The sequence below is a fragment of the Kribbella sp. NPDC031520 genome, from assembly GCF_055580825.1.
In genome coordinates this window covers 518,891-542,155 of record NZ_JBVIKS010000006.1, presented here as the reverse complement: position 1 = coordinate 542,155, position 23,265 = coordinate 518,891, and the positions used below count along the sequence as shown (strand labels likewise).

At 67.9% G+C, this 23,265-nt stretch carries 22 protein-coding genes, 2 tRNA genes and 2 pseudogenes; 14 read left to right on the top strand and 12 right to left on the bottom strand.

The genetic code is table 11. The annotated features are described in order from the left end of the window. Positions 1–76 precede the first annotated feature (76 nt). A pseudogene (locus tag ACZ5BU_RS31590) lies at positions 77–2,023 on the top strand (bifunctional SulP family inorganic anion transporter/carbonic anhydrase); the annotation flags it as partial. A gap of 14 nt (positions 2,024–2,037) precedes the next feature. Here ACZ5BU_RS31590 and ACZ5BU_RS31585 read toward each other — a convergent pair. Next, positions 2,038–2,865, bottom strand: coding sequence for a phosphatase PAP2 family protein (locus ACZ5BU_RS31585; RefSeq protein WP_465704090.1), 828 nt, complete (start codon positions 2,863–2,865; stop codon positions 2,038–2,040). A gap of 139 nt (positions 2,866–3,004) precedes the next feature. On the opposite strand from ACZ5BU_RS31585, the gene ACZ5BU_RS31580 reads away from it, so the two are divergent. Then, positions 3,005–4,174: an MFS transporter gene (locus ACZ5BU_RS31580; RefSeq protein WP_465704089.1), complete on the top strand. Its 1,170-nt coding sequence runs from the start codon at positions 3,005–3,007 to the stop codon at positions 4,172–4,174. On the opposite strand, the gene ACZ5BU_RS31575 is transcribed toward ACZ5BU_RS31580, so the two are convergent. Further along, positions 4,171–6,066 carry a S41 family peptidase gene (locus tag ACZ5BU_RS31575; protein WP_465704088.1) on the bottom strand — a complete coding sequence of 632 codons (1,896 nt, stop codon included), beginning with the start codon at positions 6,064–6,066 and terminating at the stop codon, positions 4,171–4,173. The genes ACZ5BU_RS31580 and ACZ5BU_RS31575 overlap by 4 nt on opposite strands. A 194-nt stretch (positions 6,067–6,260) precedes the next feature. Here ACZ5BU_RS31575 and ACZ5BU_RS31570 point away from each other — a divergent pair, with 194 nt between their 5' ends. After that, complete coding sequence (locus tag ACZ5BU_RS31570) at positions 6,261–6,965, top strand: M50 family metallopeptidase (protein ID WP_465704087.1); 705 nt, start codon at positions 6,261–6,263, stop codon at positions 6,963–6,965. Here the strand turns inward: ACZ5BU_RS31570 and ACZ5BU_RS31565 are convergent. Next, complete coding sequence (locus ACZ5BU_RS31565; RefSeq protein ID WP_465704086.1) at positions 6,962–7,720, bottom strand: DUF5995 family protein; 759 nt, start codon at positions 7,718–7,720, stop codon at positions 6,962–6,964. The genes ACZ5BU_RS31570 and ACZ5BU_RS31565 overlap by 4 nt on opposite strands. Positions 7,721–7,744: 24 nt before the next feature. Between ACZ5BU_RS31565 and ACZ5BU_RS31560 the strand changes: the two genes are divergently transcribed. Beyond that, the gene (locus tag ACZ5BU_RS31560; RefSeq protein WP_465704085.1) at positions 7,745–8,320 is read left to right on the top strand and encodes a hypothetical protein; all 576 of its coding nucleotides are present in this window, start codon (positions 7,745–7,747) and stop codon (positions 8,318–8,320) included. On the opposite strand, the gene ACZ5BU_RS31555 is transcribed toward ACZ5BU_RS31560, so the two are convergent. Next, positions 8,317–9,342: an aldo/keto reductase gene (locus ACZ5BU_RS31555; protein ID WP_465704084.1), complete on the bottom strand. Its 1,026-nt coding sequence runs from the start codon at positions 9,340–9,342 to the stop codon at positions 8,317–8,319. The two genes, ACZ5BU_RS31560 and ACZ5BU_RS31555, sit on opposite strands and share 4 nt — an antisense overlap. A gap of 51 nt (positions 9,343–9,393) precedes the next feature. On the opposite strand from ACZ5BU_RS31555, the gene ACZ5BU_RS31550 reads away from it, so the two are divergent. Continuing rightward, a complete protein-coding gene (locus ACZ5BU_RS31550) occupies positions 9,394–9,894 on the top strand; it encodes a mycothiol transferase (RefSeq protein WP_465704083.1) in 501 nt (166 codons plus the stop codon). A gap of 3 nt (positions 9,895–9,897) precedes the next feature. Here ACZ5BU_RS31550 and ACZ5BU_RS31545 read toward each other — a convergent pair whose 3' ends face one another. The 3 genes from ACZ5BU_RS31545 to ACZ5BU_RS31535 form a co-directional block, all read right to left on the bottom strand. Further along, complete coding sequence (locus tag ACZ5BU_RS31545) at positions 9,898–11,010, bottom strand: hypothetical protein (RefSeq protein ID WP_465704082.1); 1,113 nt, start codon at positions 11,008–11,010, stop codon at positions 9,898–9,900. A 1-nt stretch (position 11,011) separates the two neighbouring features. Further along, positions 11,012–11,881, bottom strand: coding sequence for an exodeoxyribonuclease III (locus ACZ5BU_RS31540; protein WP_465704081.1), 870 nt, complete (start codon positions 11,879–11,881; stop codon positions 11,012–11,014). A 197-nt stretch (positions 11,882–12,078) separates the two neighbouring features. Then, on the bottom strand, positions 12,079–12,855 hold the full coding sequence (locus ACZ5BU_RS31535) for a uracil-DNA glycosylase family protein (protein ID WP_465704080.1): 777 nt from the start codon (positions 12,853–12,855) through the stop codon (positions 12,079–12,081). Positions 12,856–12,929: 74 nt separating this feature from the next. On the opposite strand from ACZ5BU_RS31535, the gene ACZ5BU_RS31530 reads away from it, so the two are divergent. The 4 genes from ACZ5BU_RS31530 (at position 12,930) to ACZ5BU_RS31515 (ending at position 16,310) form a co-directional block, all read left to right on the top strand. After that, entirely contained in the window at positions 12,930–14,444 is a 1,515-nt protein-coding gene (locus ACZ5BU_RS31530) for an amidohydrolase family protein (RefSeq protein WP_465704079.1), read from the top strand. Between the two features lie 84 nt (positions 14,445–14,528). Then, on the top strand, positions 14,529–15,413 hold the full coding sequence (locus ACZ5BU_RS31525) for a sigma-70 family RNA polymerase sigma factor (protein ID WP_465704078.1): 885 nt from the start codon (positions 14,529–14,531) through the stop codon (positions 15,411–15,413). 193 nt (positions 15,414–15,606) lie between these two features. Further along, positions 15,607–16,146, top strand: coding sequence for a hypothetical protein (locus tag ACZ5BU_RS31520; RefSeq protein WP_465704077.1), 540 nt, complete (start codon positions 15,607–15,609; stop codon positions 16,144–16,146). A gap of 91 nt (positions 16,147–16,237) precedes the next feature. Then, positions 16,238–16,310: transfer RNA gene (locus ACZ5BU_RS31515), tRNA-Asn, on the top strand. A gap of 460 nt (positions 16,311–16,770) precedes the next feature. On the opposite strand, the gene ACZ5BU_RS31510 is transcribed toward ACZ5BU_RS31515, so the two are convergent. Continuing rightward, positions 16,771–16,923 carry a hypothetical protein gene (locus tag ACZ5BU_RS31510; RefSeq protein ID WP_465704076.1) on the bottom strand — a complete coding sequence of 51 codons (153 nt, stop codon included), beginning with the start codon at positions 16,921–16,923 and terminating at the stop codon, positions 16,771–16,773. Between the two features lie 144 nt (positions 16,924–17,067). On the opposite strand from ACZ5BU_RS31510, the gene ACZ5BU_RS31505 reads away from it, so the two are divergent. Then, positions 17,068–17,141, top strand: a tRNA-Ile gene (locus tag ACZ5BU_RS31505). 281 nt (positions 17,142–17,422) lie between these two features. Here ACZ5BU_RS31505 and ACZ5BU_RS31500 read toward each other — a convergent pair. Continuing rightward, positions 17,423–17,659, bottom strand: a pseudogene (locus tag ACZ5BU_RS31500) (ATP-dependent DNA ligase); the annotation flags it as partial. Positions 17,660–18,066: 407 nt separating this feature from the next. On the opposite strand from ACZ5BU_RS31500, the gene ACZ5BU_RS31495 reads away from it, so the two are divergent. Continuing rightward, the gene (locus ACZ5BU_RS31495) at positions 18,067–19,287 is read left to right on the top strand and encodes a lipase family protein (protein ID WP_465704075.1); all 1,221 of its coding nucleotides are present in this window, start codon (positions 18,067–18,069) and stop codon (positions 19,285–19,287) included. Between the two features lie 134 nt (positions 19,288–19,421). Here the strand turns inward: ACZ5BU_RS31495 and ACZ5BU_RS31490 are convergent, their stop codons facing one another. Further along, positions 19,422–19,838 (bottom strand): helix-turn-helix transcriptional regulator, encoded by a 417-nt coding sequence (locus ACZ5BU_RS31490; RefSeq protein WP_465704074.1) that lies wholly within the window; start codon positions 19,836–19,838, stop codon positions 19,422–19,424. A 112-nt stretch (positions 19,839–19,950) separates the two neighbouring features. Between ACZ5BU_RS31490 and ACZ5BU_RS31485 the strand changes: the two genes are divergently transcribed. After that, on the top strand, positions 19,951–20,454 hold the full coding sequence (locus ACZ5BU_RS31485; RefSeq protein ID WP_465704073.1) for a GNAT family N-acetyltransferase: 504 nt from the start codon (positions 19,951–19,953) through the stop codon (positions 20,452–20,454). Between the two features lie 30 nt (positions 20,455–20,484). Here the strand turns inward: ACZ5BU_RS31485 and ACZ5BU_RS31480 are convergent, their stop codons facing one another. Then, positions 20,485–21,084 carry a helix-turn-helix domain-containing protein gene (locus tag ACZ5BU_RS31480; protein WP_465704072.1) on the bottom strand — a complete coding sequence of 200 codons (600 nt, stop codon included), beginning with the start codon at positions 21,082–21,084 and terminating at the stop codon, positions 20,485–20,487. A 112-nt stretch (positions 21,085–21,196) separates the two neighbouring features. Here ACZ5BU_RS31480 and ACZ5BU_RS31475 point away from each other — a divergent pair, with 112 nt between their 5' ends. Next, positions 21,197–21,661, top strand: a complete 465-nt coding sequence (locus ACZ5BU_RS31475; RefSeq protein WP_465704071.1) for a hypothetical protein — start codon at positions 21,197–21,199, stop codon at positions 21,659–21,661. 156 nt (positions 21,662–21,817) lie between these two features. On the opposite strand, the gene ACZ5BU_RS31470 is transcribed toward ACZ5BU_RS31475, so the two are convergent. Then, the gene (locus ACZ5BU_RS31470) at positions 21,818–22,561 is read right to left on the bottom strand and encodes a DUF6597 domain-containing transcriptional factor (protein ID WP_465704070.1); all 744 of its coding nucleotides are present in this window, start codon (positions 22,559–22,561) and stop codon (positions 21,818–21,820) included. Between the two features lie 64 nt (positions 22,562–22,625). Between ACZ5BU_RS31470 and ACZ5BU_RS31465 the strand changes: the two genes are divergently transcribed. Continuing rightward, the gene (locus tag ACZ5BU_RS31465; RefSeq protein WP_465704069.1) at positions 22,626–23,195 is read left to right on the top strand and encodes a TIGR03086 family metal-binding protein; all 570 of its coding nucleotides are present in this window, start codon (positions 22,626–22,628) and stop codon (positions 23,193–23,195) included. The last annotated feature ends 70 nt before the right edge of the window (positions 23,196–23,265 follow it).

Below are 23,265 nucleotides of genomic sequence, written 5' to 3'. Positions count from 1 at the left end.
ATCAGATCGACACTATTAGTTTCGACGCCTGATGCCCATGTAGTTGCACTGAGCACCGACGCCGGAGGAATCCCTCGTGCCGACCACTTCCCATTCACCTCCCAGTGCCGGCCAACGCCTGCCCTGGAAGGACTTCCTGCACCATGATCTACCCGCTTCACTCGTCGTCTTCCTGATCGCAGTACCGCTCTCCCTGGGGATCGCCGCCGCGTCCGGCGCCCCGCTGATCGCCGGCCTGGTAGCCGCGGTGGTCGGCGGGGTGGTGGCCGGCGCGCTCGGCGGCTCCCCGCTCCAGGTCAGCGGCCCGGCCGCGGGCCTGACCGTTGTCGTCGCCGGCCTGGTCGACCAGTTCGGTTGGGCCGCGACCGCCGCCATCACCTGCGCGGCCGGCGCCCTGCAGATCCTGCTCGGTATCACCCGGATCGGACGGCTGGCGCTGTCCCTGTCACCCGCGGTCGTGCACGGTATGCTCGCCGGGATCGGCGTCACGATCGCCGTCCAGCAGTTGCACGTCGTCCTCGGCGGCAAGGCGCAGAGCTCGCTGATCGCGAACGTGACCGCGCTCCCCGCGCAACTCGTCGCGCATCACGGCCATTCGGTCGTGGTCGGCGTACTGACCGTCATCGTCGTGCTCGCCTGGCCGAAAGTGCCCAAATTAAAGTCGATTCCGGCACCGCTGGTCGCCGTCGTCGCGGTCACCGCGCTGGCCGCGTTCTTCATGCCGGACGTCACTCGGGTCGACCTGCCGGACAACCCGCTGCAGAGTCTGATCCTTCCGGCGATGCCCGAGGGTACGCCGCTCGAGATCGCGACCGCCGTACTCACGGTCGCCCTCGTCGCGAGTGTCGAGTCGTTGCTGTCGGCCGTTGCCGTTGACAAGCTTCATCGCGGCGCGCGGACCAACCTCGATCGCGAGCTGATCGGCCAGGGCGCCGCGAACGCGGTCTCCGGCGCGCTCGGCGGGATGCCCGTCACCGGCGTCATCGTGCGCTCGTCGACGAACGTCGCGGCTGGTGCGCGCACCCGCGCTTCCGCGATCATGCACGGGCTGTGGATCGCCGCATTCGTCCTCGCGGCCGGGGCGATGCTCGAACTCATCCCGATGGCCGCGCTGGCCGGCGTACTGCTCGTCACCGGCCTGCGTCTCGTACAACTCGCACACATCCGCACGCTGAAGCGGCACGACGAGCTGCTCGTGTACGTCGTGACCGCCGTCGGCGTCGGCGTACTGGGACTGGCCGAAGGCGTCCTGCTCGGACTGGTCCTCGCACTCGTCCGCGTGCTGTACCGCCTGGCGCGGGCGACCGTGACCGCGACCGAGACGGACGGCCTGTGGACGGTACGGATCCGTGGCGCGATGGTGTTCCTCGGGGTCTCCTCGCTGGTGCGTACGTTGCGCGCGATCCCTGTAGGAGCAGCTGTTCGCATCGAGCTGACCGTGGATCATCTCGACCACGCCGCGTACGAAGCGATCGAGGACTGGCGGCGCGGGCACGTCGCGCGCGGCGGTTCGGTCGAAGTCCATCGCGGCGGCGTCGCGGAACAGCTCGACGACGTACCACTGAAGGCATTGCTCGCGCGGCTGGCCGCCGAGGGACAGCAGCCGGCGCATCTGTTCATCACCTGTGCGGACTCGCGGATCGTGCCGACGATGATCACGACGAGCGGCCCGGGCGACCAATTCTGCGTCCGGAACATCGGGAATCTCGTTCCACCGAAGGGATCCAACAGCAGTTCGGTGGACGCCGCGATCGAGTACGCCGTCGACGTCCTCGGCGTGCGCTCGATCGTGGTCTGCGGTCATTCCTCGTGCGGTGCAGCCGCCGCCGCGCTCGCGGCCGACGTACCGGAAGGATCCGGGCTGGCGAGCTGGCTGCGGCACCTGGAGCCGTCGGTCCGCCGGGCGGTGACGTACCCGGACATCCTCGATCCGGCCACCGGAGTGAAGCTGTCGGCCGCGGACAAGCTGTCCGTCGCGAACGTCGCCGTACAGCTGGAGAACCTGCGTACGTTCCCGTCGGTCCGCCGGGCCGAGGCTCAGGGGCGGCTCGAGCTGATCGGGCTGTGGTTCGACATCGGCGCCGCGAGCGCGCGGTCGGTGGTGGACCGGGCGCCGTACCTGGAGCGGTGCGACGAGGAACTGTTGAAGATCAAGAGCAACGGGATGGCGAGCACGATCGCGACCAGGCCGTCCAGCCAGTAGTGGTTCGCCGTCACCACGACAACCGTGAACGTGAGCAGCGGGTGTGCGATCCACAACCAGCGCCATCGTGAACGGGTCGCGCGGATCATGAACAACGCGACCATCAACGCCCAGCCGACGTGCAGGCTCGGCATCGCGGCGAACTGGTTCGCGATCCCGGAGTGCGTGCTCGGTCCGTACACCGACTGACCGAGCAGCACGCCCGTGTCCACCCACCCCGGCATCATCCGGGGTGGTGCGAGCGGGAAGAACATGTGCCCGATCAGCGCCAGCCCGGTCAGCGACGCGAACGCCCAGCGCGCCTTCCCGTACTCGCCCGGGCGGCGGATCATCAGCCAGAGCAGTACGACCGCGGTGAGCGGGAAGTGCACGCCGGCGTAGAACAGGTTCGCGACCCGGGCGAGGCCGTCGATCCGCAGCGCGTGCTGCTGCAGCGCGGCCTCGCTCGGGAGGCCGAGCCACGCCTCCCAGCGAATCAGTTCGTGTGCGTGCCGGAACGCCGATCCCGAGTGCTCGGCGGACAGGAACCGGCCCAGGTTGTAGACACCGAACAGGGCCGCGAGCAACGCGATCTCCCGTACGATCCGCCAGCTCCCGCTCCGGTGCCTGCCGAGCTCCGGCAGTTCCGGTTGCCCCACCCGCTCCAGCGCCGCCTGTGCCATGCTGCCCCCAGCTCAAACCGAACGTTCGTTCTTTCCAAACTATCGCGATGTGCTGATAGTTGCGAAGAATATGAACCTCCTCACAGCGCCTTGAAAATCCGCTGGCAGCGGGTATGCCGACGCGGGGAGGATCGGCGTCATGCAGCAGGTCTTCATCCGGTGGACGTGGATGCGGGCCGTGCTGCACAACGGCTGGTGGCTGGTGACCAGCGTGTACCTGGTCGTCGACGCCGGGCTCTCCCCCGCGCAGCTGGTGCTGATCGGCTCGGTGCAGGGTGTGTTCGCGCTGGTGTTCGAAGTGCCGGCGGGTGTCGTCGCGGACACCGTCAGCCGCAAGTGGTCGCTGGTGCTCTCACAGGTGCTGATGGGTACGGCGATGCTCACGACCGGGCTGGTCACCGCGTTCCCAGCGCTGCTCGCGACGCAGGTGCTGTGGGGTGTCTCGTGGACGTTCGCGAGCGGATCGGACGTCGCGCTGATCACCGACGAACTCGACGACCCCGGCCGGATCAACTCTGTCCTCGCCCGCGCGGCCCGCGCGCAACTGACCGGTGCCGCGACCGGCCTGGTCGTCCTCGGCCTGGTCGCCTGGGCCACCCGGCGGGACCTCACGATCGTGGTCGCCGGCGCGGCGATGATGTCGCTCGCGGTCTACATCGCGGTCCGTTTCACCGAACACAACTTCGTCCCGACCCGGACCGCCCGCTGGTCGGCGTCCTGGACCACGTTCCGCCGCGGCGTCGCGCTGGTCCGGCGCAGCCGCGCGATCCTGCTGATCTTCGCCGCGACCTTCCTGGTGAACGGTGCCTCCGACGCGGCCGGACGGTTGACGCAGAAGCGGCTCCTCGACCTCGGCCTACCGACGGCGCCGGACCCGATCCTCTGGTTCACCGTGCTCGGCGTGGTGGGACTCGTCCTCGGTGCGGTCGTCCTGCGGCTCGTCAGCGGGCGGATCAACGGTTCGCACGCGGCGACGGACTACGCGCTGGCGTCGGTGGTCGGCGTACTGAGCATGCTGCTGCTCGCCGGTGCGCGCGATCCGGTGCTCGGCGGGGTTGCCGTCGTACTGCTGAACGGGATCGTCACGCCGCTCACGCGGGTGATCAGCACGATCTGGGTGAACGCCCGTACGACGGCCGACGTGCGCGCGACCACGCACTCGTTCCTCGCGCAGCTCGAGTACCTCGGGGAGATCGTCTGCGGTCTGACGATCTCCGCGATCGCCGGCCTCAGTACATTGCCGCTCGCGCTGGTCGCGTGTGCGGTCTTGTTCGCGGTGACCGCCCTACTGATGCGTCAGCATCCCTAGACGAGCTGCCGTCGCGAGGCGACGAGGTTGCCGGTCTCGTAGCCGTCGGCGCGGAGGAGCTGGCCGGGGGCGGCGTCCAGGATGTCGATGCTGAGTGGGCCGGTCACGTCCTCGGAGCTGATCGGCCGGCCCCCCAGGTACAGGTCGACCCGATCGATGCCTTGGGCATCGACCGCGACGGTGAGCGTCGTACCGCTGAGCGAGGTCTTCAGTTCGAGCCGCCGGACCGGCATCGCGGCGAGCAGCGCGCCCGCCTTGTTCAGCAGGTCGACGTTGCCGTCGAGCAGATCGGCCCTTGTCATCCGGTGCGTCTCGTGCGGTTGCACGCCGAGGTCCTCGACCGGCGTACCGGCGAGCTTGCCGACCCGGAGGGTGCGGCGGATCGCGACCCGGAGGTTCGCACCGTTCGGCAGCGCGACGTACGGCGAGGTCTCGTCAGGTGGCGGCGGTTCGTTCAGCAGGGAGGTCAGCAGGCCGTGCGTCCAGACGTTCGCGCCGCCCGCGCCGGTGTTGTCGTCGACGCCGAGGATGATGCCGATCTCGTGGTCGGCGAACCCGGCGGTGAAGATGTCGGTCGCCGAGTAGACCCGGGCGTCGGTGATCAGTACGACCGGTCCGTGGTACTGCTGCCCGATGTCGTTCGCGCCGTCCTCGGGCGTGATCGGCTTGGCCGCCGAGTACTGCGCGCCGGTCTCGATCGCCAGGTCGAGCGAGTCGAACCACGGGCCGAGGTCGATCCCGGACGGGTTGAGCCGGTGCCGCCGGCACAGCTTCAGGTTCAGCGGCGTACTGATGAACTGCACCGGCTCCGGCGCGATTTGCCGCGGCGTCATCGTCTGCAGGGTGAACTCGCTCGCGTAGATGTGCCCGCCGCCGTTGTCGCGGACGTCGACGATCAGCCCGTTCTGCGGCAGCACACCGGCCAGCCGGACGAACTCGTCCCGGAACGCGACCGGATCGGTGACGCTGAACGTGAAGATCCGCAGGTGCCCGAACATCCCGGACGGCGTACTGACCTCGCGAGCGCGGAACACGCCCGGCATCGTCGTCGGCAGGTCCGCGCCGGTGACCGCCGCGGGCGCCGGGAGTTCGGCCGAGCTCTGGCCGCGTTCGAGTTCGACGACGTCACGCACGTACAGCGTCTTCTTCGCGCGGGACTTCTCGTCGGAGTCGAGGTCGAGGCCCATCGCCGCGGAGGTCTCGCTGACCGCGTCCAGGTTCGTCATCGGCGGCAGGTTGCCGGTCACCTTCCACTGCTCGCGCAGTTCCTGGTTCGATCCGTCGAGGCCGACGTAGGTGAGGGTCACCCAGTCCTCGTCGGGCGGGGCCTGGATGACGAGAGGGCGCAACGTCAGCGATTCCAGACCGCGGGCGAGGTTGGCGGCCTGGTTGCTCCCGGCGAAGCGCTCGCCGTTGAGGGCGACGGCACGCGCGATCGGCGTACCGTTCCAGTGCGTCACCTCGGCACCCGAGCCGAACTGCGTCGCCTCGTAGCCGGTGACGGTCTGCGTGATCAGGTAGTGCTCCTCGCCGTCCGGGTCGTAGCACTTCTCGATCATGAACGGCAGGTACGCGATCTTCCCGGCGAACGGCGCCGGCAGCAGGTAGTTGGTGTGCAGGTCGCGGACCGAGTTGACGATGCCAGACATCTCCCGGTGGAACCTCCACTCGGGCTCCATCGTGCCGGCCGTCTGCCGCTCCATCCGGGCCCGCATCACCCGGAGGTGCTGTACCGGGTTGATGGCGTGCATCGCGATCTTCAGCGGCAGGTGGACGTAGTTCTCGCTGAGTAGCAGAAGCGCTTGATCCACAAGGATCTTGCGCTCGTCGAGGGTCAGAGTTCCGGCCGTGTCGAGGAAGTCCGCGAGCGGTACGACGGCTGTGTCCAGCACGGCCTGTGCCGTCCTGGCCCGGCGTCGCCGCGTGCCGGCGCGTTTGGCCGCGGGCCGTTTGATCGTGCGTGGTTGAGACATCTCGCCCCCAAAGTGCGGCAGCCCCTCCCCGGGCCACGATCCCTCCACCGTCGTCCGCGCTCGAACCGATGTCAACGGCGGGCAGTTGACCGTCTGCCTGTAAGGATGGGCGGGTGAAGGAGTTCTGGAGCAACATCACATCGGTGCAGCCGGACCCGTCGTTGCGGCTGGTGATCGGGACGGGCGTGGTTGCGCTGCTGCTGATCGCGTGGCGGCCGATCTGGAAGTACACGCGGCAGGTCGTGACGATCGCGCACGAAGGCGCGCACGGACTGATCGCGGCGCTCGTCGGACGGAAGCTGTCGGGAATCCGGCTGCATTCGGACACCTCCGGTGTGACGGTGTCGCGGGGCAAGCCGACCGGCGGCGGGATGATCGCCGTACTGCTGGCGGGTTATCCCGGGCCGGCGTTGTTCGGGCTGGCTGCTGCGTTCGTACTCAGTCGCGGGTACGCCGTTGCGCTGCTGTGGGGGTTGTTGCTCGCTCTGGTGATTCTGCTGCTCCAGATCCGGAATCTGTTCGGCCTGTGGTCCGTACTGGTGTTCGGTGCGGTTGTGTTCGGCGTTACGTGGTGGGGTTCTACTTCGGTCCAGACTGCGTTCGCTCACCTGCTCACGTGGTTCTTGTTGCTGGCTGCGCCACGGGCAGTGCTGGAGTTGCAGCACTCGCGACGGCGCGGGCAGGGGCGTAGTTCGGACGCTGACCAGCTGCGGCGGCTGACGGGCGTACCGGCGTTGATGTGGGTCGGGGTGTTCGGGATCGTCACTCTGGCGTGCCTGGCGATCGGTGTGATCTGGTCGGGCGTGTTGCCGAGCTAGACCGGCGGGAGCGTTACGCCGAAGCCTGTGACTGCTAGGCGTAGTAGTACCTGGCCTGGTCGTAAGAGGTCGGCTACCTTCGCTGCGCTGAGCACCTCCAACTCAGCAAGCCGTTTCTCGTAGGAGCCGTCCAGACGTGCTTGCTGGAGTTCAAAGGTGTTGTGCCAGACCTTCTGGCGTGACTCACGCAAGAAGCGCTGCGAGGAGAGGCGGTTGAGTGGAGTCAGCACGCGGTCCAGCAGACTCTTCGCGCTACTTGCTGCGAGCTCGTCGTCCTCAGCACCCACCCGCTCCGCCAGCACCCCGTCGATCCGCTCGTGATCCCGTCGCCGCCGATCCATCAGCTGCTTGTCCAGGAAGTCGTCATCACTGATCACTGCGAGCAGAGCCTGCGGCAGGTCGTAGTTCACGTGCGCATTGATGCCGAGCAACACATGCGCCAGCGCAGGAAGGCTGGGAGACGCATCGAACGCCAACCGCCAAGGGCGCGGCGGCGCCGCGGCCTTGTTCTCCTCCGACCGTACTGCGCGATCCGCGTCGTGGGCTTGGAGGTAGAGCTCGGCGAACTTGACGTCCCAGCGCTCGACCCACTCCGGGTCCTCGAAGCGTGCCTGCTCGATCGCCCGGCCCACCGCCTCGGTCGTACGTAGGTAAGTACCGAGGAAGAATCGCCGGTGGGCAAGCTCGTCGGGCAGCACGTCGAGCCGTCGCTGCATCCGCGCGACAACGTCCGCGATCGGACTACCATCGGTCATCGGATCTCCTCAGGGGGAGGGATCATGCGAACAGGACCACTGTCCTTCGACCCGGTGCTCGTCGGCAACCGCGAGACCGACGCCTGGGCCGCGTACTACCGCCACGAATGGCCCAAGTTCCTCACCGCCGCCGTCGGCATGGTCGCAGCCGGCTTCGGCATGCCACCGCACCGGACCCTCGCCGCAGCCTGGTACGTACTACGCGCCAACCAAGCCTGGGCGCCGTACCCGGACAACCACCCGGACGAGGCCCGCGCCTACATGCGCCACTTCTACGAACTGGTCGCCCACACCCTGTCCCTGGAACCGGTCGAGGCCGCCCGCCTTGAGGTGGAATGGTGGCGGGTCCACCGGGCCCACCAACACTCGGAAGAGGTCACCGAAGAAGAACTCGTCACAGCCCTCGTAGACCTCTACGCGTACGTCTACTGCGCCGACCGCGACGCCGTCCGGCCAGCTGCACAGAAGCGGGTCGAAGCGATGGACCTGTCCGACCGCTGGGTCCGCGCGGGGTGCGACCGCGACGACCCGCTGCTCGCGGCTGAGCGGCGTACGTTGGTCGCCTCGTACACCGCCCTCCGAGCTGCTGTCGAGCGTTAGTCGCGACCGCCCGCGATCAGCCGTCCGCGCTGCTCCACGCCCGGGGCGCCGTACGGGTAGTCCGCCGCGCCCGGGTCACTCGCCTCGTCGAGCTTCGCCGTCTCCTCCGCCGTGAGGTGCAGGTCCGCGGCCGCGAGGTTGTCGTCGAGCTGCTCGATCGTCCGCGCGCCGAGGATCACCGACGTCATCGCGGGCCGGTCGACCAGCCAGGCGAGTGCGACCTGCGCCATCGAGATCCCGCGCGCCTCGGCGATCTCGCGGACCGCGTCCACCACGTCCCGGACCCGCTGGTTGCGGCTGCGGCGGTACCACGACTCGACACCGCGATCCGGATTCTCTCCGAGCCGTGTGCTCCCGGTCGGCTCCTCGTCGAACGAGTACTTGCCGGTCAGCCAGCCACCACCGAGCGGCGACCACGGCAGCAGACCGAGCCCGTTCTCCTGCGCGGCCGGCACGATCTCCCACTCGATCTCACGGACGAGCAGGTTGTACTGCGGCTGCAGCGTCACCAGCGGCGACCACCCGCGGTACGCGATCAGGTCACATGCCTTCTGCAGCTGCCACCCGGTGAAGTTCGACAGGCCGCAGTACAGGATCTTGCCGGACCGTACGGCGTCCTCGAGGAAGCTGAGCGTCTCCTCGAGCGGCGTGACCGGATCCCACGCGTGCAACTGGTACAGGTCGACGTGGTCGACGCCGAGCCTTCGCAGCGACGCGTCCAGAGCCTTGCGGAGGTGCCGGCGGGACGTGCCGACGTCGTTCGGCCCGTCACCCATCGGGAACCGGCCCTTGGTGGCCAGTACGACGTCGCTGCTCGTCTTCGCCAGCCAGCGGCCGATGATCTCCTCGGACACGCCGGCCGAGTACACGTCCGCGGTGTCGACGAAGTTCCCGCCGGCCTCGACGTACCGGTCCAGCTGAGCGTGTGCACCGGCCTCGTCGGTCTCGTTGCCGAACGTCATGGTGCCGAGCGCGTACGTCGAGACGACGGCGCCGCTCGCGCCGAGAGTGCGATATTCCACGATGGCTCCCTCTCGTCAGAACTGTCTGAACCGAAGACTACGGTGGCCGGTATGAAGACAAGCGAAGTGCTCCTCGACGGCCACAGCCGGATCCAGGAGGTCCTGCACGACATCGTGACCGGCCTGGACGACAAGACGCTCGCGACCCGGCCCGGGGACGCGGCCAACTCGATCGCTTGGCTGGTCTGGCACCTGACCCGGGTGCAGGACGACCATCTGGCGCACGCGGGCGGATATGAGCAGGTCTACACCTCCGACGGCTGGTTCGAGCGGCTCGGCCTGCCTCTCGACGCCGCCGACACCGGCTACGCCCACACCTCGGAGCAGGTCGGCCTGGTCAAGCTCTCCGCGGACCAGCTCCTGGGGTACTACGACGCAGTCCACGCGCGCACGGTCGAGTTCCTGAAGACCGTGACCGACGAGGGCCTGGACCGGATCGTCGACCGCCGGTGGAACCCGCCGGTCACGCTCGGGGTGCGGCTGGTGAGCGTGATCGACGACTGCGCCCAGCACGCGGGTCAGGCGGCGTACGTGACGGGTCTGCTCGGTTGAGCCTCAGGTGAGCGTCGTCTGCCAGAGCGAGGTGCCTGCGATCAGGTAGAGCTTGTGGTCCGGCAGCAGTACGGCGGCGGTCGGCGTCCCGTCCGGACCTTGTGAGTCCTGCACGGTCCAGTGCCCGTCCTGACCAGTCACCAGTTCCACTTTGTTGTCCTGGGCAATCACTTGGACGATCTTGCCGTCGCTGATCACCGGCGGCGGCAGCTTGTCCTTGTCCCCGACCGGGATCGACGGCACGCCCTGCAGGCGCTTCGCCGTACCGGACGCGTCGAGTTGCCAGAGCGCGAGCTGACCGTCGACGTACCCGGAGATCACGCAGTCCTTCGTGCAGGTCGCGCTGATCGCCTGGCTCCGTCCGCCCGGATCCGGCAGCACGATCCGCTTCCAGCCGGTGTTGAGCTTGGTCGACCGCCACACCGCGGCTTCCTGCGCGACCACACCTGGCGCGAGCCGGACCTGTGAGCCGACGAGCACGATGCTGTCGCCGAGCGTCGTCCCGGAGCTGGGACCGACCAGGAGCGACGGCGTGCTCTGCAGGACGGTCTTCGCCGGGCTTTGCCGCGTCCACTTGCCGTCGCTCTGCGGCAGCCAGACCATCGCGTCGTTGCCCGTCTCCACACCGCCCCACGAGCCGAGGAGTGCGCTGCCGCTCGGGGTGATGACCGCGCTGTACAGGTCGCCGGCGTCCTGGCCGCCGAACGTGAAGAAGTTCTGCGGGTGTTCGGTCAGACCGGTCTGCGGCGTGCCGGTCCACACGGTCCAGCGGGTGTTGGAGTGCGCGCCGCCGGGCGCCCCACCAAGCGCAAGGAGCTGCGTGCCGTCGTACGCGATCGAGTACCAGATCGCTGGGAACGAGTACGGGCTGGCCGGGTTGGGCCTGACCGCGATCGGCGTACGGGTGCCGTTCTCGAGGAGCTGGAGCTCGGGGACGACCTTGGCGCCGCGGTGCCGCAGCCCGATCAGCAACTGGTTGTCGTGTGCCGTGAGGGTCACCGGCTCGGCTTGGCCGACGTCGATCTTCGTCCACGCGACAGGCTCCGGTGCCTTCTTCTCGCTGCAGGCGGCGACAGTCGCGAGGAGCAGCATCGCGACCACGGTCAGGCGGCGCATGTCAGCGGCTCTGCGGCAGCTTGGTCGTCCGCTTCCGGCCGGTACGCGGCGCGGACGGCGGCGGGACGACCGGGCCGATGTCGCCGTCCGGTGCGGTGTCGAGGTCGACGATCACCGGCGCGTGGTCGCTCGGTCCGGTGCCCTTGCGGGCCTTGCGGTCGATCCACGCGGCCTGCACCCGCTCGGAGACGCCGCTCGTGGCGAGCATCAGGTCGATGCGCATGCCGAGGTCCTGGTGGAACATGCCGGCGCGGTAGTCCCAGTAGCTGAAGATGCGGTTGTCCGGCCAGCGGTCACGGACCACGTCGTGCAGGTCCTTCGCGGCCATCAGCTCCACGAGCGCCTGCCGCTCCGGCGGGGTCACGTGCGTCTGGCCGACGTACGCCTCGGGGTCGAAGACATCGGCGTCCGTCGGGGCGATGTTCATGTCACCACAGACGATCTGGTCGTCCGGGCCCGCCGCCACGACCTCGGCCAGAGCGGCCAGCCAGGCGAGCTTGTAGTGGTAGTGGTCGGAGTCCGGCACGCGGCCGTTCGGTACGTAGAGCGAGTGGATCCGGATACCGCCACAGGTCGCGGCGACGGCCCGGGCCTCCGGGTGCGGGAAGCCCGGCGCGCCGGCGACGCCGGTCACCACGTCGTCCAGCCCGACCTTCGAGAGCAGGGCGACGCCGTTCCACTGGGGTTCGCCGGACAGGCCGAACTCGTAGCCGCGGCCGGTCAGCTCGTCACCGAGCAGCGCGGTGAAGGCGTCGTCCGCGAGCTTCGTCTCCTGCAGGCACACGACGTCCGGCTGCCGCTCGTCCAGCCAGTCCAGCAACCGCGGCATCCGCTGCTTGACCGAATTCACGTTCCACGTCGCCACTCGCATCCGACCAAGGTAGCGGGAGCCAGTGTCCTGAGTCGGCAGTTCGGCGAGTGATTTCGGTGGTCAGGTGCGTGCATCGGGGTGCTTGATCAGTGGCCTCGATGCGGAGCATCGTGGGCGCTGGGCAAGTGCCGCGAGGTGCGTGCCTGGGCGCCGAAAGCGCCGTCGAACTGCCGACTCAGGACACTAAGGGACCATTTTCAGTCGAGCACGGGCGCCCGCCAGACCAAAGTGTGCAGAAGGTCGGTGTCCGGCCGTTCCACGCTGTTGTTGTGCTTGGGTTTGTCCTTACGTCCCCAGGCGTCGTTGCCCAGCCACGGCGGTACGCCGAACGGCAGGTCACGGGCCGGGATCGGCGCATAGTCGGCCTCGGCGAACTTCGTACCGTAGTTGGGTCCGGTGTTGTCCCCGTCCGGATCCGGCGTCACGAGCCCACGCAGCTCGGTGATCGCCGCCCGCCAGCTGTCGAGCAGCACCTTCGGACTGCGACTCGACGGATGCGGTACCTCGAACACCGGTACGTCCGGCTTGCCGCTCCACAGATGGACGGCCGCCTTGGCCTGAACGCCGAACGCGACGACCGCCTGCAGCGACGGACCGGTGATCAGTTCGAGCAGCGTGTTGCGCCAGGCCAGCTGATCGGGCTGCGACAACAACGGCATCGCCTGCTGCGCGCGGGCCGGGATGAGCGCGTACGAGTACGCGTTGACCAGCGTGTAGCTCCGGGTCAGGCCGAGCTTCGCCAGGAACCCCTGCACGCGTTGACCGGCGTCGCCGACCAGCGTCCGCCCGGCGACCCGTTCGGTCGGCCCGGGATCGGACGCCACCGCCAGCAGCCGGGCCGTGCCGTCGAGCCGGCCACGGTAGAAAACCGGGCCCCAGTCGTACCAGAAGAATTGCCGGAAGCCCGTGTAACCGGGGACATTCCCGAAGTGCTCCGCCACCGCAACCGGTGGTCCGGGATCGAATTCAGCCATCGAACTACCTCCCCCTCGGCGATACGCTCGTGAACAAAAGGGGCGGCAACGGGGATTCTACGGGAGGGTGGGCCATGTTCGTACTGCGTGGAACCGTGGTCACGATGGCGTACGACGGGGCGGTTCTTCCCGGTGGTGCGGTGTATGTCGGCGACGACGGGCTGATTGCGGCGGTCACGCCGTTGGACCCGGTTCCGGCCGGGTTCGAGAATGCGCCACGGATCACCGCCGGCGGATTGATCTACCCCGGGCTGATCGATTTGCACAATCATTTGATGTACAACAGCCTGCCGTTGTGGACCGAGCCGGCGCGCAAGATTCCGTGGACGTCGCACAACCAGTGGGGCGGCGCGCCGACGTACAGTTCCCGGATCAGCCAGCCCGCCCGGTTGCTCGGCGCGGCCGCGGGGCGGGCGCTGCTGAGGTACGTCGAGACCCGCGCGATCGTCGGCGGTACGACGTCGATCCAGGGGAACCCGCGGGGCGCCGTACCGCCGGACAACGACCTGGTACGGAACGTCGACTCGGAGAAACTCGGAACGCACGAGGATTTCATCCGGGTCAGCACGCTGGTCGCCGACAACGCGGCCGCACTCGCGCCGTACGCCGGTGCGGTCGCGGCGGGGCACGGATTCATCGCGCATTCGGCGGAAGGGTCGGATCCGAAACTACGCTCGGAGTTCCGGCTGCTGGAAGAGGTCGGCGTGGTGCGGCCGCAACTGGTCGCGATTCACGGAACGGCTTTGAATGCGGACGACTTCACCGCGATGCAGGCAGGAAATTCCAGCCTGGTCTGGTCGCCGTTCTCGAACCTCTGGTTGTACGGCGCGACCGCGGACGTGAAGACCGCGCACGCGATCGGCGTACGGTTGTGCCTCGGTTCGGACTGGGGTCCGTCCGGGACGCGGAATGTCCTGTGGGAGCTGAAGGTCGCCGACCTGTGGAACAAGTCCGAAGGTGTTTTCACCGACGAGGACCTGGTCCGGATGCTCACCTCGAACCCCGGCGAAGCGCTGACCGAGGTGTGGCCGCGCGCGATCGGCCGGCTGGAGCGCGGCGCCCTCGCCGACCTGATCGTCGTACGGCGATCCGCCCCCGACCCGTACCGCAGCCTGATCGAGGCAACCGAGGCCGACATCCGCCTGGTCGTCGTCGGCGGGCGCGCACGCTACGGCCTGCGTTCGCTGATGACACCACTCACCCCGGCCGCCACGCCGATCACGGTCGGCCGGCTCTCCCGCGCGATCGACTACGGCGACCCGGCCGTCACCTGGAAGACCGTCCTGGCGGACCTGGAGAAGGTGCGCGCCGATCCGGACGGCGCAGCGATGCAGGCCGCCGACACCTTCGCCGCACTCGCCGCTTCGGGGGCGAACGGCCGACCCGTCCCCGCCGACTCGTTCGTCCTGCTGCCGGACATGCCCGCCCCTGAGCTGTCTGGCGGCGCTCTGACCCGCGAAGCCGCTCCAGGCCCGGTCGTCGTTCCACCTCTCGAGCCGCTGACCACCGGTTCTGTCTGGTTCGACGCGGTCGACGCCAACCCCTTCCACCACGGCCTGCTCAGCGGACTCCGCGCGTACGCCTCGTAGTTATCCACATACTCGAAGTCACCGGTTCTGGGACGCCGGAATCACGGCACTCTCTTGGGTAGGAGATTTCCGGAGAGAGGGACGATGGCTGATCTCGACTGTGATCCGGCGGACGTGACCGCGCTGGTGGCGTACCTGCGCGACATCGGGCAGCACGAACTACTGACCTTGGAGGAGGTGAACGAGCACTCGTACTGGATCGAGGCCGGACTGCTGGCGGCGTCGCGGCTGAGCGGCGATCCGGGGCGCTACGACCAGGACGAGCTACGCCAGGTGGTCACGCTCGGGCAGCGGTCGTGGCAGGCGATGGTCGAGGGCAACCTGCGGCTCGTAGTCTCACTCGCCCGGCGGTACGGCGGGAAGGGCATCTCGCTGCTCGACCTGATCCAGGAGGGCAACATCGGGCTGATGCGGGCGGTCGAGCGGTTCGACCACCGGCTCGGCAACAGGTTCTCGACGTACGCGATCTGGTGGATCCGGCAGGCGATCGGACGGGCGATCTCGGACCGGTCGCGGCTGGTGCGAATGCCCGCCCAGGCGTACGCCGACGCCTCCCGGGTCGGTACGGCCCGGCACGACCTGACCCAGGAGCTCGGGCACGAGCCGAGTACGCCGGAGCTCGCGCGGGCGACCGGCCTCAGCATCGCGCGGATCGAGCGGGCGCAGGCGTGGCGGGTGCAGCCGGAGACGCTGGACGTGGACGAGTCCGAGCCGGTGATCGACGACGACCCGATCGTGCTCCGGGCCGCGCTCCGGCGGGATCTCGCGTACCACCTGGAGTTCCTCGACGACCTGCACCAGTCCGTCCTGCACCACCGCTACGGCCTGCACGGCCACCTCCCGTCGACCCCGGAGGAGACTGCCGCCCAACTCGACCTGAACCCCACCAAGGTCCGCGCCCTGGAACGCGAGGCCTTGCGCCAGCTCCGCCGCCGCGCGCTCCCACAGCTGCGTGACTATGTCGCGTGAGAGCTAGAGGTCGCGCGGAGGGGTGATGCCGTCGCGAGCGTCGTCCCGCGGAGTGCTGGGCAAGGCGGAGGAGGGAGGCAGGACGGAGTCCTGTCGACCGACGACAACGCCGCCCAGTGCCCGCGGGGCGGCGCGCAGCAGGCAGCACCCCTCCGCGGGACCTCCTACTTGGAGGGGCTGGAATGATGTCAGTGTGAGACTTCTGCGTAGCGCCTGGCCCCGGGAGCTGGCGACAGCTGTGTCGGCGGCTGCTCGCGAGTCGACCGGGAGCAAGGAAGACGTCCTCGCCGCCGTGCAGCTGGCGAACGGTCGCTGGGTGGCCGGCACGCGGGCGGCCGTCTACCTGCCGTCGGACTCCGCGGACGCGGACCGCCGGGTCGGCTGGGAGCAGATCGAGCGCGCGAACTGGGACTCCGAGGCGTCGGTCCTGCACATCTACGAGACCACCGACTTCGGTACGCCGCTGCGCGCGACCGAGCTGAAGGTCCAGGACCCGGGCCGGTTCGGCCAACTGCTGCGCGAACGGGTCGACGCGAGCATCGTCGTACAGCGTCACGTCCCGCTGTCCGGCAAGCGCGGCGTACGTATCGTCGGCCGCCGGAATCCGGCCGCGACCGACACCGAGATCAGCTGGAACCTCGTTCTGGACAAGGGCTTGGAGCCGTCCCAGCCCGGTGTGGTGGATGCCGCGGAGGCGGCCCTCCGGGAGGTCCGCGACGAGTTCGGCGTCTGACCCGGCAGCGACCCGAATCCCGTTTTTGTAGTTCGCCGCCCGCCTGCTAACCTACTCAGGTCCTCGGGTTCGGGGCGAAGCAACACCGTGATCCCGCCTAGCTCAATTGGCAGAGCAGCCGGCTGTTAACCGGCAGGTTACTGGTTCGAGTCCAGTGGCGGGAGCAACCTCCTCCAGCCGGGTCCTGCTCCACAGGCACCCGGCCTTCTACTTTCCACACCAGCCACGGGCCACTCAGCCGACAGTTGCCCACGGCATCTCGCACCCGCCGATCACCCCCGGCGCCTGAAGGTCCCGAGACCGCACACCTTCAGCTATTGGCCTAGACCACACCCCCGAGGGCGTACTTTCCTGTAAGGACCTGGGCAAGGTTGGTGTGACCAAGCTTTTCGCCGCCGTGCCCATCGCCAAGATCGGTAGCTCGTTCAAGACCAACAACCCGCTCGTCGGCAACTTCACCCCGCAGCCAGGCACCTGGCTCGCCAACACCACCGCGTTCTCCGCCCCGCACCACCGCCGGCGCGTCCGACACCCGACCCGAACTCGCGCCGACCCGGAACAAGTGAACACGAGGCCCTGGCCGTTCGGGCGGTCAGGGCCTCGTGATGCTCTGGGGAGGAAGTACTACTTCCCCTTCTTCCGGTCGATTGCTCGCTGGATTCGGTGCTGTGGCTGACCGAGGATCTTCGCCAGCAGCGGCACGCGGTACTTGTACGCCGCGATCGCGCCCACCACGATCACCAGAAAAATAAACCAGCCCATCAGCGTTCCCTTCATAGGACCTGCCCCCATCATGCCCGCTCCCCGGTAACCATCCCCTCCGTAAAACCCCTGACCACCCCCTGGTTCTCCGCATGCCTCCCCCGCCCCGACCCTCGACAGGCACGACGCAACCCCCACCAGATACGATCACCCGCACACGGGGCGGTAGCTCAGCTGGTTAGAGCAGGGGACTCATAATCCCTGGGTCACGGGTTCGAGTCCCGTCCGCCCTACTCGGCAGCTGTATGGCCTCGGTTGATGGACGACAGATCGTCCTCGGCTGAGGCTTTACATGTTTTCGGTAGATGCTTGACGGTGGCTTCGGTTGTTTCTTGACACTCGACTCATGTTGCAGGAGTTGAGCGTGCAGGAGCAGAAGTACCGGGCAGTCCTTGCGGTGCTGTCCGACGGCCGGTCGGTGAGCGAGGTGGCCGAGCAGTGGGGCGTGTCGCACCAGTCGTGCATACCTGGCTGCGGCGCTACGCAGACGAGGGCCTGGCCTCTTAATCCAGGCGTCCCTGCGCCCGGAGGTGTAGCGAGTGGCTGCGCCTTTGACCACAAGGCCCTCCGCACGCATCGCGTCGGGCCGGACCTCGAACCATTCGCGGGCCTCGTCCAGGTCCGCGGTCACGGGCGTCAGCTGCATCGGCGGCACCCACGAGCCAGCGATCTGCTCAAGTCGTCTTGTGCGGACGATCCATCGCTGGGTCCGCAGATCCACTCCCCCGATCGCGAGCAGGTCGAAGGCCGCACAGGCGGCGGCGCCTGAACGCCCGGCTGCGAGCTTTCGCCGGCCTGGTCACGAGACGCTGCTGGAGGGGCACCGAAACTCAGCCGGCCATCTGCGCCTAGAACGACGAGCTCGCCATCCAGAACAATGCCGACGACCAACTGCTGCACGGCGGCGGCCACGACGTCAGGGAAGCGGTCGCTGATGTCGTTGCGGTTGCGGGTCCACAACCGCGCACCGTCACCGTCACGGACAATCGCGACGCGGCCAGTTGACTGAACTCGTTCAGCGCACGTTGTTGGGGCCGGTCATGACATCGGGACAGGCCGTCGGTGATCGTCTGTCGGCTGCGGTCAGTAACGAGTGCAGTATGCTGCGTGTTGACTCGACTGGGTCCGCACGGGGGCGGCCGATCATCGGCGCGCCAGATGATTGAGGTGTTATTGGTGCGTCGTCCTGTTGTTGTTGGTCTGCTTGGTCTGGCCCTTCTGGTGATCGCTGGCCCTCCCCCAGCCGCGACCGCAGTGGCTGGGCAACCTGCTGATTTTTACCAGGCGCCGGCACCGCTGCCCCTTGGCCGGCCTGGCACGATCATCCGTACTCAACCCGCGACGGTCGTCGCCACCGCGCTCACGGCCAAGACCACGACGATCATGTACCACTCTCGTGACGCGCAGAACGCGGACATCGCGGTGACCGGCACGGTCTTCACGCCGACGCTGCCCTGGCTTGGGCGGGGCTCGCGGCCGTGGGTCAACCTGGCCGTCGGCACTCAGGGCCCGGCGCAGCAATGCGCGCCCTCGAAGCAGTTCGTCGCCATGACCGAGCAGGAGCTCGAACCCGTCGAGCTCCTGCTCGCCGAGGGATGGGGTGTCGTCGTCAGCGACTACGAGGGCTACACCACCGGTTCCACCGCTACGTATGTCGCAGGAGTCTCCGAGGCGCACACAGTCCTCGACATGGCCCGTGCGGCCGCTTCCCTCCCGGGAACGGGCGTCTCCGCGGCGACGCGGTGGGCCACGATGGGTTACTCGCAAGGCGGCGGAGCATCGAGCTGGGCGGCTTCACTCGCTCCGTCGTACGCGCCTGAACTCAACCTCATCACAGACGTCTCCGGTGGCGTACCGGCCGACGTACGCAATGTCGCCGAATCCTTGGACGGCAGCCTCATCGGCGAAGGCCTGCAGTTGTACGCGCTGATCGGCCTGCAGCAGGCGTACCCCGGCCAATTCCCCCTGAACGAAGCCCTCAGCGCCGAAGGCAAAGCCACCGTGGCGTCGGTCAAAAACCAGTGCGTCGTGCAGACCCTTGCCAGCTTCCCGTTGAAGAGGTTCAGCGATTACTCCACCGGCCAGACGATCCAGCAGTTCAACGCACGGCCCAACGTCGCCGCCGTGTACGCAGAGAACAACTTGATCACGCGGCCCGCGCCCACCGTGCCCGTGTTCCAGTACCACGCTGCACTCGACGAGATCGTTCCCATCGACCAAGCACAAGCCCTCAACCGCACCTGGTGCGCCAAAGGCACACAAACGGTCTTCGCCGTCGTCGCTGGAGACCACATCACCGGTGAAACCACCGGTCTGCCCGGCGCGATCGCCTGGCTCTCCGACCGCTTCGCCGAGCGGCCGCTGTACACCGCCTGCTAACAGCACGTCGAAACGCCAGCCGTGACGGGCGGCAGACATGCCTATGCTCGACCCAGGCTGAGCGTTGCCAGGCCAACCTGAGCTAACGCTCGGGAGTTCAGCGAAGGTAGCCATCCCATTCACTTCGTAGCGTGCTACACCGTTGGCTCGCGGAGGGCTGCGAGGAGTTTGGCCAGGGCGGAGGCGGCAGCGGCTGATCTGTAGGGGCCGATCGCCGTGAGGGCGGCGATCAGAGCTGCGGTCTCGGCCAGGCTCAGGGCGAACTCGGGGCGTTGCCGCGCGACAACGAACCGGTATCCGCCTTGTGGTCCGCGAGTGATCTCGACCGGGATGCCGGCCGCGATGAGTCGCGCGATGTCGCGTTCGACCGTTCGGGTGCTGACTCCCAGCCGTCGGGCGAGGACTGGCCCGGACATGGGGCGGGAGGTGTGCGCGGCGAGATGCTCGATGAGGGCGTGGAGTCGCTCGACCAGTGGGGTCGCTTGGTGCAGTTGCTGCACCCCAGAGGTGCCGGTTGGTCCAGTGACCTTGCGAGGCGGGGGCTGGTTCATGCCGGCCTTCCTTTCGATCCCCGACACGGCGCTGTCGGTGATGTCTTCTTACGGTGATGCCTAACCCCGTGATCGTGCATGGCACGGGATGAAGACGCCTTCGAGGAGCGACATGGAGCCACTGCATGCCGAGCGCATCACCCCCGAGAACGTGCGTGAAGTGTGCGCGATCTCCGTCCGGCCGAGTCAGGAACGCTACGTGGCCTCAGTCGCGCAATCCCTGGCCGAAGCGTATGCACAACCTCAGCATCTCTGGCCGCGGGCCGTGTACGTCGGCGCACAACCGGCGGGTTTCGTGATGGGCGGATTCATCCCCGACCACCCGTTGATGACCTCGACGATCTGGCGCCTGGCGGTCCGGGCGGACGCGCAAGGACAAGGCATCGGGAGGTTCGCTGTTCAAACCGTTGCGGCCGAGGCTGCGCGCCGCGGTCACGACGTCCTCACCACGGCGTACCTCCGCGGCACCGGCTCACCGGAAGGCTTCTACCTGCGCCTGGGGTTCAAGCCCACTGGCCGCTCGGACAAGGACATGTTCGAGGCCGCCATCGAGATCAAGAAGCTCGTCGGCAACCGGAGCATCGAGAACGCGCGGTGGCCGGGGCGCCGCCGATGACATCGCTGCCTCCGCTCCGTTGTCGTGGCGCTACATCGGCGGAGGTGTTGTGCGAATCGTCATTCGTTCGCCGGGGCGGTTGAAAATACTGAGGATTTCCGCGGGCTGGTTGCCTGTGCTGCCGAACCAATGTGGTACCTGGGTGCTGAATTCGGCGATCTCGCCCGGTGCCAGCACCCAGTCCCGATCGCCGAGAACGAGACGCACGCGACCGGAGAGGACGTAGATCCATTCATGGCCGTCGTGTGCCCGTGGTTCCGGGGTGAGGTTGCCGGCCGGGACGACGATCTTCCACGCCTGGGCGCCGCCCGGCTGCCGGGTCAGCGGGATGGCTGTTCTGCCTTTGACGCGATCAGGCTTCAGCCAGATCCGCGGATCACCTTCCTCCGGCGCCGCGACGAGGTCGTCCAGCGGCACCCGGTAGACATGTGACAACGCGAGCAGCAGTTCCAGAGTGGGCCGCCGCTGCCCGGTCTCGAGCCGCGACATCGTGCTCTTCGAGATACCGGTCGCCGTCGCAACATCGGCGAGGGTCATTCGGCGCAGTGTGCGGAGTCGCTTGAGCCGGGCACCGACCCGGCTGAGCACGGCGACGATCTCTGCCCCTGCAGCGTCCTCCACGGAACTCATCTGACGCCCATTTCCCACAAACAGCAACTTTCGTAGGGAAATAGCCCGCGCGCCTCCAGCCTTGAGCCATGAGTCAAAACAAAATAGCGGTCAAGAAATCAAGGTGCTCGCCATGAGCGCGCCAGACAACATCACCATTCGCACCGCATCCCGGACCGTCGACGTCGCGGCGGTCGCCGATCAGTTGCCCATTCGCCGGCTGAACGTCATGCGCTTCGGTTACGCCTTCATGGGAGTGGGACTGGCCATCGTCAAGTGGCCGATTCTCCTCCACGACGTTCAATCCCTGCCGGTGATGGAAGGTGTCGTCACCTGCCTGCTGACGGGAATGTCGCTGCTGGCCTTCCTCGGACTCCGGTACCCCGTCCGGATGCTGCCGATCCTGCTGTTCGAGGTGATCTGGAAGGTCATCTGGGTCGCAGCGGTCGCCGTACCGCACCTGGTCTCGAACGACTTGAACGCCGCAACCGGCGAGGTCCTGTTCAAATGCTCCTTCGACGTCGTCATCATCGCCGTCATCCCTTGGCGATATGTCTGGAAGCAGTACGTCCGGGCCCCCGGAAACGGCTGGCGCTGACCCACCACCGCCTCGGCAGATCGCCACTCTCCTCTCCCACAAATACGTCCGGCTCGCTCTGCAAAGCTCATTCGGCCGCAACGAGCAGTGTCACGAGATCTGCTTCGCCACGCTCGCGACGGTGCGGGCGGCCGATCGTGATGCCGACGCGTCTGATCAGTAGCGCTGCGCGTACCACGTCGGGGGCTCGCCGAACATGGTCTTGAAGTCGCGGATTAAGTGGCCCTGGTCGGCGTAGCTGAGGTCGGCTGCCAGCGCGGCCCAGTCGATCGGGTCGCCGGCGGTCATGCGGGCGGTCACCTCGTGCAGGCGGTAACGGCGGATCACCCACTTGGGTCCGATGCCGACGTACTCCGCGAACAGCCGTTGCAGCCCGCGCGTACTCAGACCCAGCTCACCCGCGAGGCGCTCGACCCTGGTGACCGCCTTGTCCTTGGCGATCAGCTCGACCGCGGCGGCTGCTTGGCGCACCCGAGTGTCGTCGTCCGGCAGGTGTTTCAGCAGGAACGCATCCACAGTTGGCACGTCAAGTGTCGTCGGCGGCTCCTGGCCGAACACCTCGGTCACTGGGACGACGCGGTCGGTGATCGTCGAGACGGAGGCACCGAGGAACGGGCGGAAGCAGCCCGGCCGGAACGCGACGCCGAAGACGTGATCACGGCCCTCGAGGACCTTGATCCGGTAGCGGCTGCACACGCCGTTGACATCCGCGCGCCCGCCGCCGAACGACAGGTGCACGTTCGGGTACGGCACGATCTTCTGCCGGTAGGGCTCGGCGTAGTCCCAGCGAGCCTCCCAGTAGTGCTCCACCCACGGCGCGAGCGCCGGCGAGGGACCGTGAAACGCGTGGCGCTGGTACCGGCTCCACGCACTCGCCAGCTCACGAACGTCCCGTCCCACGCGGCAGAGTGTATGTCGTCTTTGTTCAATACTCCCTCGGCCGATGCTGCCTAGCATCGCCGCCATGTCACACCTTTCCAAGGCGGCCGACGCAATGGCCGCAGTCGCCCGCAACATCACCGACGACCAACTCGCCAACAAGACGCCATGCACGGAGTACGACGTGCGGGCCTTGGTCAACCACCTGCTGTTCTGGGGTCCGTCGCTCGCCGGCGCCGGCCGCAAGGAGTCCGTTCCGCAGCCGGCGACCGCCGAGTCCGAGGTGGACCTGGCGGCCGGCGACTGGCGCGGCCGTCTGCTCGCCGTGCTGGACGACATCGGGTCGTCATGGGCGCCGTCGATCGCCTGGGATGGCGAAACGAGCATGGGCACGCCGCAGATGCTGCCCGCGCCCGTCATGGGCGACATGATTCTCGGCGAGATGGCCGTACACGGCTGGGACCTGGCGGTCGCGACCGGGCAGCGGCTGGAACTGCCCGCCGACCTGCTGGCGCATCTACACGAGTCGATCATCGCCGGCGTGGAGCAGGGGCGGGCGATGGGCATGTACGGACCCCCGATCGCGGTGCCGGCCGACGCACCCACCCTGAACCGCATCCTCGGCCTGACCGGCCGTGATCCCGCCTGGGCGTAGTCCCGGCTCCGGCCGCGCAGCGGCGCAGCGGCAGTCCTGCCGCGTGGTTCTTCCCACCCGAGTATCACGG